Here is a 15748-nt window from a genome sequence, read left to right on the forward strand (position 1 = left end):
CTTCTGAGATATTTATTGATGAAACACTAAAAAATCTTTGATTTTCAAGGAAAAAAGACTTGACTATATAGGGAGGAGATAGAAGATGTCTTATGGAGCATTAGGATTGGTAGAGGTTCTGGGAAGCTGCAATGCAGTAGTTGTCCTTGACCAGATGCTGAAAACATCAGATGTAGAATTCCGTACCTGGCATACCAAGTGCGGAGGCCATGCAACTGTATTTTTAAGCGGTGATGTAGCCGCAGTGAAGGCCGCTGTAGATGCTGTGAAAGAGAATCCACCTTGTGAAATCGTGGCAGCAGCCGTGATTTCAGCACCATCAGAAGAAACATCGCGATTGGTGGAAGAAGAGGAAGAGAAACATCATAAATGATTTTCAAACACGCTCTGGCGTATAAAAAGGGTATGGTGTAAACCATACCCTGCTAAGTAATCTAAGTGACCTTTGAGGTCAAATTCTATTATTGGTGACTCTATCAGTCCCAGCCACTTCTTACAAATGAATCTGTGTCCCTGTCTTTCCCATAATACCATCTTTTGCCTTTTCCAACAGCGTGATCATAGCTGTGCGGCCGGTGCCGGAGCTTGCAAAGTCTACGCAGGCCTGAACCTTCGGCAGCATAGATCCAGCGGCAAATTGACCTTCTTCAATGTATTTTCTTGCCTGGGAAACGGTAAGCTCGTCCAGCCACTTCTCATTTTCTTTGCCGAAATTAACGGCAACCTTTTCCACAGCCGTCAGAATGATCAGCATATCTGCATCCAGCTGCTTTGCAAGCAGACAGCTTGCGAAATCTTTGTCAATGACAGCAGAAGCACCTTTTAGATGGTGACCTTCTAAGGTGACCGGGATTCCCCCGCCGCCACAGCAGATAACGATCTTGTTGGCATCTACAAGGCTGTTGATGGCATCCTGCTCTACGATTTCCACTGGCTTGGGAGAAGCAACCACACGGCGGTAGCCGCGGCCTGCATCTTCTTTCATAACATGCCCGTAGGCTTTCGCCTGGAAATCAGCTTCTTCCTTGGTAAGGAATTTACCAATTGGTTTGCTTGGATTTTCAAATGCAGGATCCTCAGGATCGACACGAACCTGTGTGACAACGGTGACAACCGGTGTACGCATGAAGCCACGCTTGCGAAGCTCTTCACGGAGTGCGTTCTGAAGGTCATAGCCAATGTAAGCCTGGCTCATAGCTACACAGACAGAGAGTGGAGTGTTTGGCTGTGCCTGATCTTCGTGGGTAAGCGCAGTCATAGCGTTGTTGATCATACCTACCTGTGGTCCGTTTCCGTGAACCACAACTACCTGGTGACCTTCCTCAATAAGGTCGCAGAGCGCCTTTGCAGTAGATTTTACTGCTATCATCTGTTCTGGAAGTGTATTTCCAAGTGCGTTGCCGCCAAGGGCAACCACGATACGTTTTCTTTTATATATCATAGAAACCTCCCTAGAGAAAGAATTTATGAAAGTAATAAAAACGATTTAAAGTATTATAAGTAAACAGAGCAAAAACTCCCACAAATTGAGACGCACATTTTACGGAAAGCACTTTTCAAATATGCTCTGGTTTTGAATAGTTCACCTTCATAAATTATATCATTAAAAATATGCAATATAACAATTTATTATACGAAAAACATATATAATATAAGAAATACCATCAAAAATGAGAACAAAAAAGGGCTGTATTCCTACAGCCCCCTGAAAAGCATTATTCCATAATTCTCGGAGCAGCCTTTACTTCCAGTTTCTTCAGGATATCCTGTGGGTTTTCAAATTTGGAGAGCATGATCATTGCTGCAATTACATATGGTTTGAAGCTTGCTTCTTTATAAAGCGGGATACGGTAACGGTCAAATACGCTTGCATCAACCTCACCGGTCTCACAGCTTACGCCTGTAATATCAGCTGGCAGACAGTGCAGGTAAAGCGCTTTGCCGTCCTTGGTAGTCTTCATAAGTTCTTCTGTGCAAGCCCAGTCTTTGTGCTCTGCATTCTGAGCAAGAAGCTCTTTTTCCAGTTTATCGATTCCGTCGAAGTCGCCTTCACCATAGAGGTTGGTACGTTTTTCCATTGCTGCAAATGGAGCCCAGCTCTTTGGATAAACGATATCGGCATCTTTGAATGCTTCTTCCATGCTGTTTGTCTTTGTGAAAGAACCGCCGGACTTCTCAGCATTTTTCTTGGCAATTTCCTCAACCTCTGGCATTACATCGTATCCTTCCGGATGCGCCAGAACAACGTCCATACCGAAACGTGTCATAAGTCCGATGACACCCTGTGGAACGGAGAGTGGTTTACCATAGGAAGGAGAGTAAGCCCATGTCATAGCAAGCTTTTTGCCTTTCAGATTCTCGACACCGCCGAATTCGTGGATGATGTGAAGCATATCTGCCATACACTGGGTTGGATGGTCAACGTCACACTGAAGGTTTACAAGAGTAGGTCTCTGCTCAAGAATACCATCTTTATTTCCTTCTGTTACAGCATCCATAAAATCTTTCTGATAAGTATGTCCCTTACCGATATACATATCATCACGGATACCGATTACATCAGCCATGAAGGATACCATGTTGGCTGTCTCACGAACGGTTTCACCGTGTGCAATCTGGGATTTCTTCTCGTCCAGATCCTGTACCTCAAGTCCAAGAAGGTTGCAGGCAGAAGCGAAGGAGAAACGGGTACGTGTGGAGTTGTCACGGAAAATGGAGATTCCCAGACCACTCTCGAATACCTTCGTGGAGATATTGTGCTCTCTCATGAAGCGGAGGGCGTCAGCAACTGTGAAAACAGCCTCCAGTTCCTCGTCTGTTTTATCCCATGTCCAGAAGAAGTCGTTGTTGTACATTTCTTTGAAGTTAAGGCTGTTAAGCTTGTCGATGTAATCCTGTAATGTTTTCATGAATTTTCTCCTTATATAATTAAAATTTATCAGGTACAGAGAATATTAAGAAACTGTCATATTGATTTGTATGATTTTTCAATATTGCGTCAATATCGCAGATACTTAATTTTCGCTGTGCTGGTTATTTGTTAAAAGTACTATGTGTAAAGTGGAGGTATGGAGCAGACACATTGTAACAGCTGTCTGCTCCAAGGGTGTGCAGCTTGCGGAACGTTTACAGTTTCTGTAGTTCTGATAAACAGATATTTCCGGATTATTTACAGTAAGCAGTAGGAAGCGCTGCGTAAACAGCTGCACATCTTACCAGATCATCTTTCCATGTTTTCTCGTTTGGAGCGTGAGCCTGTGCCTCTGCGCCAGGTCCAAATCCGATACATGGGATTCCGTTACGTCCCATAATGGAAACACCGTTGGTAGAGAATGTCCACTTGTCGGTAAGAGGACGGGCTTTTCTCATAGCTTCTGTCTCAGCATTGCCCATACGCTCTGTGCCATACAGATTGTGGTAAGCTTCTTCAAGAGCAGAAGTAACCTTGTGATCCTTCGGGATTACCCATGTTGGGAAATAGCACTCGATTGGATATACCAGCTCTGTCCAGGATGGACGAGAGTACTCATACATGGAAACCTTAACATCGTCACCGTACTTTTTGACAGATGGAAGTGCGCGGATCTCATCCAGGCAGCTCTCCCAGGTCTCACCTGCTGTCATACGACGGTCAAGGGAAACGGCACAGGAGTCGGCAACTGCACAACGGCTTGGGGATGTGAAGAAAATCTCAGAAGTAGTAACCGTACCTCTTCCAAGGAAGTTTGCTTCTTCCCATTCCGGGTTATATTTTTTATCCAGCATTTTTACAAGACCTTTGATCTCGGTCTCATCTGCAGCATCATTTTCATTTAATGCACGAACATCCTGAAGGATGTCAGCCATCTTATAGATCGCGTTGTCGCCACGCTCAGGAGCGGAACCATGGCAGGAAACACCTTTTACATCAATACGGATCTCCATACGTCCGCGCTGTCCACGATAGATGCCGCCATCTGTAGGCTCTGTGGAAACAACAAATTCCGGACGAACCTTATCTTCGTTGATGATGTACTGCCAGCAAAGACCATCGCAGTCCTCTTCCTGAACAGTTCCTGTAACAACAACCTGATATTTGTCATTAAGAAGACCAAGATCTTTCATGATCTTAGCACCGTAAACAGCAGATACGATACCACCCATCTGATCAGAAGTTCCACGTCCGCCGATCTCTGTCTCAGTTTCGAAACCTTCGTATGGATCAAATTCCCAGTTGTCTCTGTTTCCGATACCAACAGTATCAATATGTGCATCAAAGCCAATCAGAGTGCTTCCGGTTCCCATGTAACCAAGAATATTTCCCATAGGATCCACTACGACTTTATCAAAACCAAGCTTCTCCATCTCTTCTTTAATACGCATTACATGATCTTTTTCGCCGCAGCTCTCGCCTGGAAAATGAACCAGTTCACGAAGAAATTTGGTCATATCTGCTTCATAATTCTGTGCAGCTTCTTTGATTTTGTTATAATCCATAACTTTTTACCTCCGTTTTTTGTAAAAAAGTATCATATTGTTATAAAAATTATTTGCTTAATGATTCGTTTGTTCCGTATAAGCCATCCCATACGATCTCACGGTAACGAACAGGATCTGTATCACCTTCTGTGGAGATTACCAGAATGTTGGAATTCTCATCCAGCTTCAGGGCCTCTTTCAGATCTTTGGCATCTTCGTCATGAAGCGCTGTATATGCAAGCCCCAGCGGAACAGAACCGGATTCACCAGATATGATGTGTGGATCGTTTTCAAGAGGATTGGCATAAATACGTGTTGCCTTGGCACTCATCCAGTCTGGGCAGGATGCGAAGACGGTTACATGATTCTTCAGGATGTCCCATCCGATGGTATTTCCCTCGCCGCATGCAAGACCTGCCATAATGGTCTGAAGATCACCGGTTACATTTACCAGATTGCCGTCGGCCTGAACAGCAGAGCGATAGAGGCAGTCGGCAGCACTTGCTTCGCAGACAACCATTACCGGAGGATTTTCTTTATATTTGTGGGCAAAATATCCTACAACTGCACCTGCCAGAGAACCAACACCTGCCTGTACAAATACGTGTGTCGGGCGGTCAACGCCGTTCTTCTTCAGCTGTTTATCTGCTTCCAGTACCAGAGTGCCGTATCCCTGCATGATCCAGGATGGAATCTCCTCATAGCCGGCCCATGCAGTATCCTGAACGATGATGCCATGTTCTGTCTTAGCTGCTTCTGCGGCAGCCATTCTTACGCAGTCATCATAATTTACTTCTTCGATGGTTACTTCGGCGCCTTCCTTGGCGATGTTGTCAAAACGTGTCTTAGTGGTTCCTTTAGGCATTCTGACTACGGCTTTTTGTCCAAGGCGTTTAGCAGCCCATGCAACGCCGCGGCCGTGGTTTCCATCTGTAGCAGTGAAGAAAGTAGCCTGTCCGAATTCTTCTCTTAATTTATCAGAAGAGAGAACATTGTAAGGAAGCTGGCTGATATCGCGACCGAGTTCCTTCGCTATGTAACGTCCCATTGCATAAGAGCCTCCAAGAACCTTAAAGGCGTTTAATCCGAAACGATAGGATTCATCTTTGCAGTAGATGCCCTTTACTCCAAGATAGGAAGCAAGAGCGGAAAGCTTCTGCAGTGGTGTTACGGAGTACTGGGGGAAACTTTTGTGGAATTCATTTGCTTTGGTTACGTTTTCTTCGGACATTAGGTCCAGGAATTTATCATCAGATCCCGGAACATGATTGACCGTCCATTTCAGTCCGTCTGTCATGGTGAAAACCTCCTTCGTGGTTTTAGTTATTAGAGTACATCTTAACTACATTTTTGTTTTCCTTATAAGTATAATAACATAAATAAATCAATTTGCAATAGAAAAATACAAAAAAATTTAGCTTTCTCAAAAAATATTTAGTCTAATTGCAAGAGCATTCTGATTGTGGTAAAATATAGGGTATGGCATTTGAAAAAAGCCGAAGAAAAATAATGAAAATACTTTTGAACCGGATGTATGGAGCGTGCAGATTGCTGGAATGATTTTTCAAACACGCTACGGGAAAGGAGCAAGATTTTATGGCAGTATTTCGTGCATTTAAAGCACTTAGACCTACAGAGGGAAAGGCAGCAGCAGTAGCTGCCCTTCCATATGATGTAGTGAATAGAGAAGAGGCAGCAGCCATTGGGAAAGAGAATCCGGATTCTTTTCTCCATGTAGACAGAGCAGAGATGGATCTGCCGGCAGAGACGGACCTTTATGATGCGAAGGTTTATCAGAAAGCGAAAGAGAACCTGCATAAGATGGAGGAGACTGGCGTTCTGGTTCAGGACCATAAGTCATGCTACTACATATATGAACTGGTACGCAAGGGGAAGGTTCAGACTGGAATTGCAGGCTGCGCTTCTATTGATGATTATCTGAATAATGTGGTGAAAAAGCATGAACTTACCCGATCAAATAAAGAGCTGGACCGAATCAATCATGTGGATGTATGTGATGCTAACACAGGACCCATTTATCTTGCCTGCCGTTATACAGATGCGCTGAATGCTCTTCTTGAGCAGTGGAAAAAAGAGCACAAAGCCGCCTATGATTTTACAGAAGAGGACGAGATCACACACCGTGTGTGGGTGATCGATGGGGACGAGGCGATTAGCCAGATCCAGGATGAGATGGAGAAGATCCCTGCACTTTATATTGCAGACGGACATCACAGAGCTGCCTCTGCAGTGAAAGTGGGGCTGAAGCGACGCCAGGAGAATCCGGATTATACAGGGGAAGAAGAGTTTAACTATTTTCTTTCCGTTGTTTTTCCATATGACCAGCTTACCATTCTGGCATATAACCGTGTGGTGAGGGACCTGAATGGGCAGAGAGTGGAAGATGTCCTTGAGAAAATTAAAGAGAACTTCGACATGACGATTGTTCCAGGTTTTCCTGCAAAGCCAGTGGAGAAGCATTGCTTTGGTATGTATCTGGATGGTTTCTGGTATCTTCTGAAAGCGAAACCGGAGCTTTATGAGGGAAAAGATGTGGTTGGTCAGCTGGATTCCCAGATTCTTCAGGACGTGGTTTTAGGTCCGGTTCTTGGCATTGGTGATCCAAGGACTGACAAGCGTATTAAGTTTGTAGGCGGAAGTCATAAGTTAAGAGAACTTCAGACTCTGGCAGATGAGACCAGAGGCGTTGCGTTTGCGCTTTATCCTACTTCTATGGAAGATCTGATGCAGATTGCAGATGAGAGTAAGCTGATGCCGCCGAAATCCACCTGGTTTGAGCCGAAGCTGCGAAGCGGGATCTTTGTGCATAAGCTGAGAGGATGATAAAATGGAAACAGAAGAATTTATCTCAGGTTTTTGCAGAACCTGTAACGGCAGTCAGACAGTGTGCTGTGAATATGAAGAAAAAGATGGGAAAAGGATACTTACCTTTATGGACTGTGCCTATAAAAGATGTGTAAATCAGGGCGCCTGTGAAATTTATAAAGAAGCGCACCAGTTGGGAAGCGAGGAAGAGTAGCCGCAGCCTGCAGGCAGCAGACTGCAGAAAGCCTTTTTAAACACGCTCTAACGAACAGCAGGTAAAACTGGCAGAGGGTGTTCTGACTGGTTTTATAAAATAAGCCATATAATAACCAAATCCTGTAATGAGGAGACGGTATTATATGGCTTTTTTATAACATGTTTTCAATATGTTATTTTTGTTATAAAATAAAAAGAAATAACTAAAATATTACTTATTTACATCAATATAACTATAAAGCGTATATTTAGAGATTCCAAAATAATTCGCTACTTTGTCTCCGGACTTTGTAATAAGGAAAGCTCCGGAATCATTAAGAAACTGGATCGCAGTTACCTTATCCTCTTTATTCATGAGAGCTACCGGCTTGCCTACAAGCTTCACGGATTCTTCGATGAGACGATCCAGAAGATCGTTGACACTGTGAGTGATCTGCTTCGGCTTCTCTTCTTTGTTCTTCGGGGTGATCAGATCATCAAGGGCACTGTTGATCAGGGTCAGCTTGGTGATGTCGTAGTTGATGCCGAATACATAGTGAAGGCTGCCGTCATCGTCCTTTATATATGAAGTACTGCACTTCAAAATCTTGCCGTCTGCTGTTTTCATCAGGTAACCATTGTGGTCGGCTGGAGCACAGTCACTTCCCCGTCCTTTCTGGCGGATGCCGTCGAAAACTGCGTCCGATGGACCGTCACCTACATTTCGTCCGGTTACGTGTCCGTTTACTATATAGATAATGGAATGTTCCGGTTCTTTTGTCTTCAGATCATGGATGACGACCTCGCAGTCGTTCCCGAATTCTGCTGCGATATCCTGCGCAATCTGCTCTAAGACAGTTAATCTTCCCATATTTGTTCCCTCCTGTTTTGGATTTGATTTTTTTATTAAGAGCAGGAAAATCCTGCCATGGGTCGATGCCTGAAATCTCCGCATAGAATCCGGGCATCCTGTCTGTATTTATTACTGTTCACTGGGAGCGTTCCGCGAGGTGTTTTTTGTGAACAGAGTTCACAGAAAACCCGAGAATGTCGGCGCGAAATCATGCAAGGCATGATTTCTGTGCATCGCGAAGCGGGTTGCTGTGAACGTAGTGAACAGTAACCTGTATTCGTATATTGCAGATAGTAACGAATGACTTGTTTCTTTTATAATAACATGTCAGAAAAAAAATAAAAAGACAATTTTACAAAAAAATTATTGAAGGCTTAAAAAAATTCGTATTTATTTTGTTGAAGATGGAAATTACATGTGGTATATTTACATTAAAATAAGATATAAGGTAAATAAAATTGGTTATTTTGTATAAATGCAAGTCAATGTGGAAGAAAAATAAATACAGGACTGGTTTGGAAATTGCAGATAACCATAGAAATGTGAAGGGAGGATCTGTTGTATGAAATATCTTTTGAAAAACGGAACCGTAATATCAGGTGCAGGCACAAGGAAACAGGATGTGTTGGTGGAAGGCGAAAAGATCATAAAAGTAGGAGAGGATCTTTCACAGCCAGATGCCAAAGTGGTGGATGTATCCGGCAAGCTTCTTTTCCCGGGATTTATTGACGGACATACCCATTTTGACCTGGAGGTTGCTGGTACTGTAACAGCAGATGATTTCGAGACAGGAACAAGAGCGGCAATCCTTGGAGGAACCACTCTGGTCATTGATTTTGCTTCACAGGATAAAGGAGGTCATACCCTGAAAGAGGGTCTTGAGAAGTGGCACAAAAAGGCTGATGGCAAATGCTCCTGTGACTATTCTTTTCACATGTCCATTGTAGAATGGAATGAGGAGACAAAGAAAGAAATTCAGGACATGATCAATGAGGGCATTACCAGCTTCAAGCTATATATGACTTACCCGGCAATGATCGTAGACGACGAGGATCTTTATAAGATCATAAAGGCCTTAAATGAAAAAGGCTGTTTCGCAGGCGTACATTGTGAAAATGCAGGCGTGATCGACGCACTGATCCAGGAAGCGAAAGCACAGGGAAAACTGGGTCCGGAGAATCATCCTCTTGTACGTCCGGATACTATGGAGGCCGAGGCAGTACACCGTCTTCTTGTAATTGCGAAGGAAGCAGGAGCTCCGGTCATGGTGGTACATTTGACCAACCGCAAGGCATACGAAGAAATCGTCCGTGCCCGGGAAAATGGTCAGACCGTATTTGCAGAGACCTGTCCTCAGTATCTTCTTCTGGACGACAGCGTTTATTCCAAACCTGATTTCGAAGGTGCCAAATATGTGTGCGCTCCGCCAATCCGCAAGAAAGAGGATCAGGACTGCCTGTGGAAAGCTCTGGCGGATGGAGATATCCAGACAGTAGCTACGGACCAGTGCAGCTTTACCCTTGCCCAGAAAGCAATGGGAAAAGCGGATTTTACCAAGATTCCAGGCGGCCTGCCGGGAGTTCAGACAAGGGGAACTCTTCTCTACACTTACGGCGTGCGCACCGGAAAAATTACAGTAGAGAAAATGTGCCAGCTTCTGTGTGAAAATCCAGCTAAGTTGTACGGTGTATATCCAAACAAAGGAGCTATCGCCGAAGGCAGCGACGCAGACATTGTAGTATTTGATCCGGAAAAAGAGAACGTGATCTCTGCGAAAACACATGCCTATAATACAGATAACAACCCCTATGAGGGTTTTGAAGTCCATGGAGATATTGATAAAGTATTCCTTCGCGGAAACCTTGCTGTGGATGAAGGAAAACTGGTGCAGGAGAAACTTGGAGCTTATATTAAGAGAGGGCTGAGACAGCCGCTGGCCTAGAGCCTGTTTGAAAAATCATGTCTTTTTACATATCCTGTCAGAAACAGTGCAGCGGCTCCGTCACATGTGGCATTACATGCTGCTGCAAAAGCATCATTCAGTGCAAAAACAGCGAACATCAGCGCCATACCGGAATCTCCGAATTTCAGGATTCCGGTCAGGGTTCCCAGGGATACCATTACGGTTCCCCATGGAAGCCCGGGTGTACCAATGGAACAGGTGGCAAGCAAAATACTGAAGATCAACATAGTTCCCGGTGCAGGAACAGAGCCGTACAGAATACGGGAGATCATCATAGCGAAGAATACCTCTGCAAGCACAGAACCACAGTGATGAATCTGGGTAAAAAGAGGAATTGCCTCTTTGATAAGCTCGGAATCAAGCGGCACACATTTGTCAGCTGCTTTCTGTGAATATTTTTCCACAGCTGTGGAAGAATGGGTTCTTAAAGCCATTTTACAGACCGGTATATAATTTTTCAGAATTCCCCATGCCTTTTCTCCGGCATAAGATCCTGCAATATGATACAGAACCAACACCCAGACCATATAAGCCGGAATTATAATAATAAGTGCCAGAAGCAACAGTGGCAGATACTTGATGAAATATCCCTGATAAGCCAGTGTACAAAGAGAAAGCCCGATATAAGCAGGTAACAGTGGAAGAAGAATTCTGGACATCAGGGAAAGGGTAATTCCCCGAAACTCCTGCAAAAGCTCTTTGGTTCGCACTGCATTGGTCCAGCAGGCACCAAGGGCAAGCAAAATAGCAAGTACTAACGCGCTCAGTGCAGAAACCGGTGCTGGAATGGGAAGCTCAAACAAGGTATCCGGCAGGAAGCGGAAAGATAAACTGTCTGTGGATACCGGAAGTCTTGGAATGATCAGATATCCAAGAACGGATGCGAAAGCTGCGGCTCCAAGCATGGAAAAATAAGTGATCCGGACAACTGGCGCGGTGGCTGGTGTGGGAGCTTTTTTTACGGAAATAATGGAAGATGCCACAAGACCGATAATGATCAGCGGTGCCAGAAAGGTGATTATCTGACTTAGCACATAACGGGCTGTAACCACCAGATTCAAAGCCCCGGAGGTCAGCCCCATAGTTCTTGTGGCATTTAAAAACAGGCCTGTAAGGAGGCCGGGTATACTGACTGCCAGAATCCGAATGGGAAAACTGGCCATAATTCTTTTTTTCTTCATTGTGAAAATTCCTCCGGATGTATTATAATATATAGGAATGAAAGGTGCAATGAAATTTTAACCGCTGCATCATCCTCTTGCTAATAAAAGGTTACTGTTCACTGGTAACATTCCGCGAGGTGTTTTTTGTGAACAAAGTTCACAGAAAACCCGAGAATCTCAGCGCGAAATCATGCGAATGCATGATTTCTGTGCATCGCGAAGCGTGTTACTGGTCACGGAGTGAACAGTAACAATAAAAGGGATTGATTAAAGAATGCCCGGTAATGATGGCAGGAAGGGATGGGGAGTTGATTATGACAGGATGGAGTGGAAAATCATGTATAATAAAATTTATCAGATTCTTGATGAAAAAGGCAGGGCAAAAACTGGAATTTTTCTGGATGGACCATATATGGGAAAGAAGTGCATTTTGAAACCGGAAACGGTTATTAGAGAAGAAAACTGTGATGAAGCTGCTGAAAAAAAATCAGGTGTACAGCTGATCCCCGAGAAAATGGAAGATGCTTCCATATGGGATAATTATCTGAATATTCTGAGTGAGACGAAAGAGACAAAAGTAACAGAAGCAGACGGTCACCGGCTTTTCGTAGAAGATTACCGCAAGAACCCGCGGCTTGTGATCTTTGGCGGCGGTCACGTATCACAGCCAACTGCCTATCTGGGAAAAATGCTTGGCTTTCATGTAACGATCATGGATGACAGAGAAGATTTCGTGACAAAGGAGCGATTCCCGGAAGCAGACCAGCTGATCTATGGTGATTTCAAAGAACTGGACAAATATATTGCTCCTTATGACAATGCCTATTATGTAATTCTTACCAGAGGCCACATTGGTGATGCAGACTGCCTTCGCAGGCTTCTCCATCGTCCCTACGAATATCTTGGCATGATCGGCAGCAAAAACAAAGTACGGATCACCAGGGAAAATCTTCTAAAAGAAGGTTACACTCTGGAGCAATTGGACGAAGTCCATGCACCGATTGGAATTCCTCTTGGCGGGCAGCTTCCGGAGGAAATTGCAGTGAGCATTATGGCAGAAATCATTAAGGTAAAAAATCAGCATTATTCCGCCTACTGTGATGAAAAAGTAGAGACAGCAGTTCTGGAAGGTCGTCATGGTGTCATGGTCACCATCGCAGAGAAATCCGGCTCTTCTCCAAGAGGAGTAGGAAGCAAAATGTTCGTAGAACCGTCCGGACACATTACAGGCAGCATTGGCGGCGGCAAAGTAGAGTACGAAGCCATCAATCATTGTAAAGAAGTAAAAGAAAAAGAAGTAAAACACTATGCCTTAACAGCAGACGGCCAGGACAGTCTTGGAATGATCTGCGGCGGGCAGGTGACGGTGGTATTTGAGCGGGTATAAGTTATGGAATGGGAAAATATTCCGGTAACACGTACAAGATCACATTGTAAAACAATAAGAAAACAGGCTGGCTTCTACAGAAGATATGTGGATCAGTCTGTTTTCTTTGAGTATATAAAATATAGATGTGATGCCACTGCTAAAAAAAGAAATTAATCCCTGTCCGCTCCGACAGACAATTCCCCAAACTTAAAATTATCTAAATACCATAGATTTACAATTCGTGTCATTTTCTGTCGTTTCGTGACAGAATTATTGAAATAATTTTCGACTTTTTTATAATGAGAATAACAAATGGGAGACATCAGATGGAAAAGGAGGGATGTCGTGTATTGTATTGCTATATTGACTGATCAGAAACAGGAAGGACAGAAATGTTCGGAATATATCAGGAATTACTGTACAGAAAAGAAAGTTTTTCCATTGATTGAAATTTATCAGGATCAGGAACAATTTTTTGAGTGGACACGAAAAACAGTACCTGCAGTGGTGCTTCTTGCATTACCTGGTGTGTCCGGGCTGAATGCTGCAGAACATCTTCGTTCCTTATATCCCAAATGTGGGATCATCTGGTGCAGTGATCTTGATTTTTCGCTTCATGCGTTCAGGATGCGGATAGAATATTTTTTTATGAAACCTGTGGAAGAGCAAAAAATAAAAGAAGGACTTTCCATTTGGTTTGAACGCAGCAATGTAATATGACAAAAACACTTTGGAGGAAAACAATATGAAGAAAAGAGCTTTAATTCTTGCAATGATTACTTTTATAGCTGCTGCAACATCTGAACCATCAATAAATATGGTACGTGCAGAGGAAACACAGGCAGAAGAAATACAGACAGAGGAAAATACAGGTCAGACATCAGAACTGCCCATAAAGACACTTACACAGAAGGTTATTGACGAGAATCCTTATATGGCAGCAAGTGATTCCAATATTCATCATGACTGCTACAATACAGATTCCACAGACGAGGTATTACCGGTAGGCATTTATTCAGAAATTAATGTTTCTTATGAAAAAACCAATGCAAATGCGTCTCCTGCTATCTTTTTCGATTCTTATGGACATGCAGTGGTTCCGTTGCTTGGTGGACTGGCAATTCGTGATATCAATGCAGAGGAAACACAGACACTGGGATATTTTTCTCCAAAACAGCATGACAATGGAGAATATCTGATCCAGAGCTCCTATTCCTTTGTAGATGAGAGTAACCGTCTGGTGTGTCCGACCAATAATAACCATGTGCTGATGCTGAAGGCAACAGATGAAGACGGAAACGTACTTCCGGAATTTGAGAAAGTGCTGGATATTGATATTAAAGCAGCGGCAGAGGCAGCACTTGGAAAAACACTGGATCAGAATCTTCTTGCGGTAGTGTTTGACTATGAAGGAAATCTCTGGTTTGCAACCGGAGGATTCCGCATTTACCCTGACAGGAAACAGCAGGGTGCTATGGGCTATATTTCCCGTACAGCTATTGATGCCATTTTAAATGGAGAGGAAACTGATCTGTCAGATGCCGTCTTCGTATATGAGCTGGCTCCGGGAGAGGGTGCAGAGAATGGAATTGCAGCATCCAAGGATGGAGCAGTGATCCTGACGAATCAGAACTGTTATCTGCTGCAGGCGGACAATGGGGTGAAGAAAATCTGGGAAACTCCTTACGAGAGTGCTGGCGCGAAAGAAAGCAAAGAAGGGGATGAAACAACTGGCGGAGGTCTTGCCTGGGGCAGCGGATGCTCTCCATCCCTTACAAAAGATCTGGTGATGTTTACCGATAATCAGGAGACCGTAAATCTTCTTGCCCTGGATATGAAAACAGGAGAAGTTGTCGCAAATCTCCCTGTGATCGATGAACTTCCGGAGGGCAGCCAGGTAGCTGTTGAAAATTCTGCGATCGTATATGATAACGGTGCAGGAACCGTAAGTACCATCGTATGTAACTGGTTTGGTGCAGGAAGTGCCAACCTGGGAAAAGAGGACAGTGATTCTTCTATTCAGAGTTATACCAATATTTATGATGAAAATTGGTTGAAACAGGGAAATAAAATGATCACGCCGGGTGTGGAACGCGTAGATACGATTAAGACTGAGGATGGATACGAAATGAAGAGTATCTGGTGCAGAAGTGATCTGTCAGATACTTCCATGATGAAATTATCTACGGCAACCGGATATATCTACGGATATGTACAGAATCTGGAAACCGGTATGTGGCAGTATATTATACTTGATTTTGAGACCGGTGAAACTGTTTTTTCCATGGATGTTGCCAGCAAGCCTATGTACAACAACATGGCTATCGGAATGTATGCCGGAAACAGCGGAAATTCACTTTACTGTCCTACCGGTTATCTGGAACTTCTGAGACTTCAGGACAGATTCGTTTATCTGCCGGAAATGCCTTATCGTAGGGTTGATCTGGATCAGGCGATGCGCAATGTGTTAAGCCAGGAGAAATTTGCGGCAGATGGTGGTCTGGGAGATGTGGAAGGATGGCTGAATACGATCACAATTGAGAACGTACATCCGAATACAACCGTTGCAATACGTATGAAAGGAATCTCTGGGGAAACAGGTTCTCTGAAGCTGTATGCATACGGCACAGATGGTACCTTGAAAGAAGTTCCGGCAGAGAAATGGCATATCCAGACAGAAGATGGTGAAACACCGGATACATTATCCGAAGATGTACTGTATGAGGTACACATGACTGTGGAAGATGGCGGTGACTTTGATCTCAGTGAAACAGAAAAGGAGATTAAGATATCTGCTGTTCTGGGAATCTGAAGGAGGTCTGATAAACAACCACCAGTTGAGCCCAACATCATAAACTTAAGAAAAAAATGGAAAGGAATCTGTTCGCAGGTTCCTTTCATTGTGTTAAAATATAGGCAGG

The 15748-nt window shown here is 43.8% G+C and carries 13 protein-coding genes and 1 pseudogene; 8 read left to right on the top strand and 6 right to left on the bottom strand.

From position 1 onward, the window contains the following. Window positions 1–85 precede the first annotated feature (85 nt). A complete protein-coding gene (locus tag AB5Z12_RS19595) occupies window positions 86–373 on the top strand; it encodes a BMC domain-containing protein (RefSeq protein ID WP_148463361.1) in 288 nt (95 codons plus the stop codon). Between the two features lie 120 nt (window positions 374–493). Here AB5Z12_RS19595 and arcC read toward each other — a convergent pair whose 3' ends face one another. The 4 genes from arcC to dpaL form a co-directional block, all read right to left on the bottom strand. Next, complete coding sequence (gene arcC, locus AB5Z12_RS19600; RefSeq protein WP_368357508.1) at window positions 494–1441, bottom strand: carbamate kinase; 948 nt, start codon at window positions 1439–1441, stop codon at window positions 494–496. A gap of 274 nt (window positions 1442–1715) precedes the next feature. After that, window positions 1716–2909 carry a knotted carbamoyltransferase YgeW gene (gene ygeW, locus AB5Z12_RS19605; protein WP_118583376.1) on the bottom strand — a complete coding sequence of 398 codons (1194 nt, stop codon included), beginning with the start codon at window positions 2907–2909 and terminating at the stop codon, window positions 1716–1718. Between the two features lie 256 nt (window positions 2910–3165). Beyond that, window positions 3166–4476, bottom strand: coding sequence for a YgeY family selenium metabolism-linked hydrolase (locus AB5Z12_RS19610; protein WP_368357507.1), 1311 nt, complete (start codon window positions 4474–4476; stop codon window positions 3166–3168). A gap of 49 nt (window positions 4477–4525) precedes the next feature. After that, a complete protein-coding gene (gene dpaL, locus AB5Z12_RS19615; RefSeq protein WP_368357506.1) occupies window positions 4526–5755 on the bottom strand; it encodes a diaminopropionate ammonia-lyase in 1230 nt (409 codons plus the stop codon). 238 nt (window positions 5756–5993) lie between these two features. On the opposite strand from dpaL, the pseudogene AB5Z12_RS19620 reads away from it, so the two are divergent. The 3 genes and pseudogenes from AB5Z12_RS19620 to AB5Z12_RS19630 all read left to right on the top strand — a co-directional run. Further along, a pseudogene (locus AB5Z12_RS19620) lies at window positions 5994–6077 on the top strand (DUF6783 domain-containing protein); the annotation flags it as partial. Further along, on the top strand, window positions 6055–7302 hold the full coding sequence (locus tag AB5Z12_RS19625) for a DUF1015 domain-containing protein (protein ID WP_368357505.1): 1248 nt from the start codon (window positions 6055–6057) through the stop codon (window positions 7300–7302). The pseudogene AB5Z12_RS19620 and the gene AB5Z12_RS19625, both read left to right, overlap by 23 nt. Before the next feature lie 4 nt (window positions 7303–7306). Next, entirely contained in the window at window positions 7307–7498 is a 192-nt protein-coding gene (locus AB5Z12_RS19630) for a hypothetical protein (RefSeq protein WP_118583384.1), read from the top strand. 213 nt (window positions 7499–7711) lie between these two features. On the opposite strand, the gene AB5Z12_RS19635 is transcribed toward AB5Z12_RS19630, so the two are convergent. After that, window positions 7712–8350: a transcriptional regulator gene (locus AB5Z12_RS19635; protein ID WP_118583386.1), complete on the bottom strand. Its 639-nt coding sequence runs from the start codon at window positions 8348–8350 to the stop codon at window positions 7712–7714. Between the two features lie 544 nt (window positions 8351–8894). On the opposite strand from AB5Z12_RS19635, the gene hydA reads away from it, so the two are divergent. Next, on the top strand, window positions 8895–10274 hold the full coding sequence (gene hydA, locus AB5Z12_RS19640; protein ID WP_173771980.1) for a dihydropyrimidinase: 1380 nt from the start codon (window positions 8895–8897) through the stop codon (window positions 10272–10274). On the opposite strand, the gene AB5Z12_RS19645 is transcribed toward hydA, so the two are convergent. After that, the gene (locus tag AB5Z12_RS19645; protein ID WP_368357504.1) at window positions 10271–11476 is read right to left on the bottom strand and encodes a cation:dicarboxylase symporter family transporter; all 1206 of its coding nucleotides are present in this window, start codon (window positions 11474–11476) and stop codon (window positions 10271–10273) included. The genes hydA and AB5Z12_RS19645 overlap by 4 nt on opposite strands. A 319-nt stretch (window positions 11477–11795) precedes the next feature. Here AB5Z12_RS19645 and AB5Z12_RS19650 point away from each other — a divergent pair, with 319 nt between their 5' ends. The 3 genes from AB5Z12_RS19650 to AB5Z12_RS19660 all read left to right on the top strand — a co-directional run bounded on the left by AB5Z12_RS19650 (window position 11796) and on the right by AB5Z12_RS19660 (window position 15639). Beyond that, window positions 11796–12845: an XdhC family protein gene (locus AB5Z12_RS19650; RefSeq protein ID WP_368357503.1), complete on the top strand. Its 1050-nt coding sequence runs from the start codon at window positions 11796–11798 to the stop codon at window positions 12843–12845. A gap of 327 nt (window positions 12846–13172) precedes the next feature. After that, window positions 13173–13547 (top strand): response regulator, encoded by a 375-nt coding sequence (locus tag AB5Z12_RS19655; RefSeq protein WP_173771983.1) that lies wholly within the window; start codon window positions 13173–13175, stop codon window positions 13545–13547. Between the two features lie 25 nt (window positions 13548–13572). Continuing rightward, window positions 13573–15639, top strand: coding sequence for a hypothetical protein (locus AB5Z12_RS19660; RefSeq protein ID WP_368357502.1), 2067 nt, complete (start codon window positions 13573–13575; stop codon window positions 15637–15639). Window positions 15640–15748 lie beyond the last annotated feature (109 nt).

The sequence above is a fragment of the Ruminococcus sp. RTP21358st1_G6_RTP21358_211008 genome, assembly GCF_040908885.1.
In the GTDB taxonomy this organism is placed as follows: domain Bacteria; phylum Bacillota; class Clostridia; order Lachnospirales; family Lachnospiraceae; genus Blautia_A; species Blautia_A faecis.

Bases quoted from the DNA above. Each gene is read 5' to 3' on its own strand.
- AB5Z12_RS19595 (WP_148463361.1), top strand. From the start codon at position 86: ATGTCTTATGGAGCATTAGGATTGGTAGAGGTTCTGGGAAGCTGCAAT.
- arcC (WP_368357508.1), bottom strand. From the start codon at position 1,441: ATGATATATAAAAGAAAACGTATCGTGGTTGCCCTTGGCGGCAACGCA.
- ygeW (WP_118583376.1), bottom strand. From the start codon at position 2,909: ATGAAAACATTACAGGATTACATCGACAAGCTTAACAGCCTTAACTTC.
- AB5Z12_RS19610 (WP_368357507.1), bottom strand. From the start codon at position 4,476: ATGGATTATAACAAAATCAAAGAAGCTGCACAGAATTATGAAGCAGAT.
- dpaL (WP_368357506.1), bottom strand. From the start codon at position 5,755: ATGACAGACGGACTGAAATGGACGGTCAATCATGTTCCGGGATCTGAT.
- AB5Z12_RS19625 (WP_368357505.1), top strand. From the start codon at position 6,055: ATGGCAGTATTTCGTGCATTTAAAGCACTTAGACCTACAGAGGGAAAG.
- AB5Z12_RS19630 (WP_118583384.1), top strand. From the start codon at position 7,307: ATGGAAACAGAAGAATTTATCTCAGGTTTTTGCAGAACCTGTAACGGC.
- AB5Z12_RS19635 (WP_118583386.1), bottom strand. From the start codon at position 8,350: ATGGGAAGATTAACTGTCTTAGAGCAGATTGCGCAGGATATCGCAGCA.
- hydA (WP_173771980.1), top strand. From the start codon at position 8,895: ATGAAATATCTTTTGAAAAACGGAACCGTAATATCAGGTGCAGGCACA.
- AB5Z12_RS19645 (WP_368357504.1), bottom strand. From the start codon at position 11,476: ATGAAGAAAAAAAGAATTATGGCCAGTTTTCCCATTCGGATTCTGGCA.
- AB5Z12_RS19650 (WP_368357503.1), top strand. From the start codon at position 11,796: ATGTATAATAAAATTTATCAGATTCTTGATGAAAAAGGCAGGGCAAAA.
- AB5Z12_RS19660 (WP_368357502.1), top strand. From the start codon at position 13,573: ATGAAGAAAAGAGCTTTAATTCTTGCAATGATTACTTTTATAGCTGCT.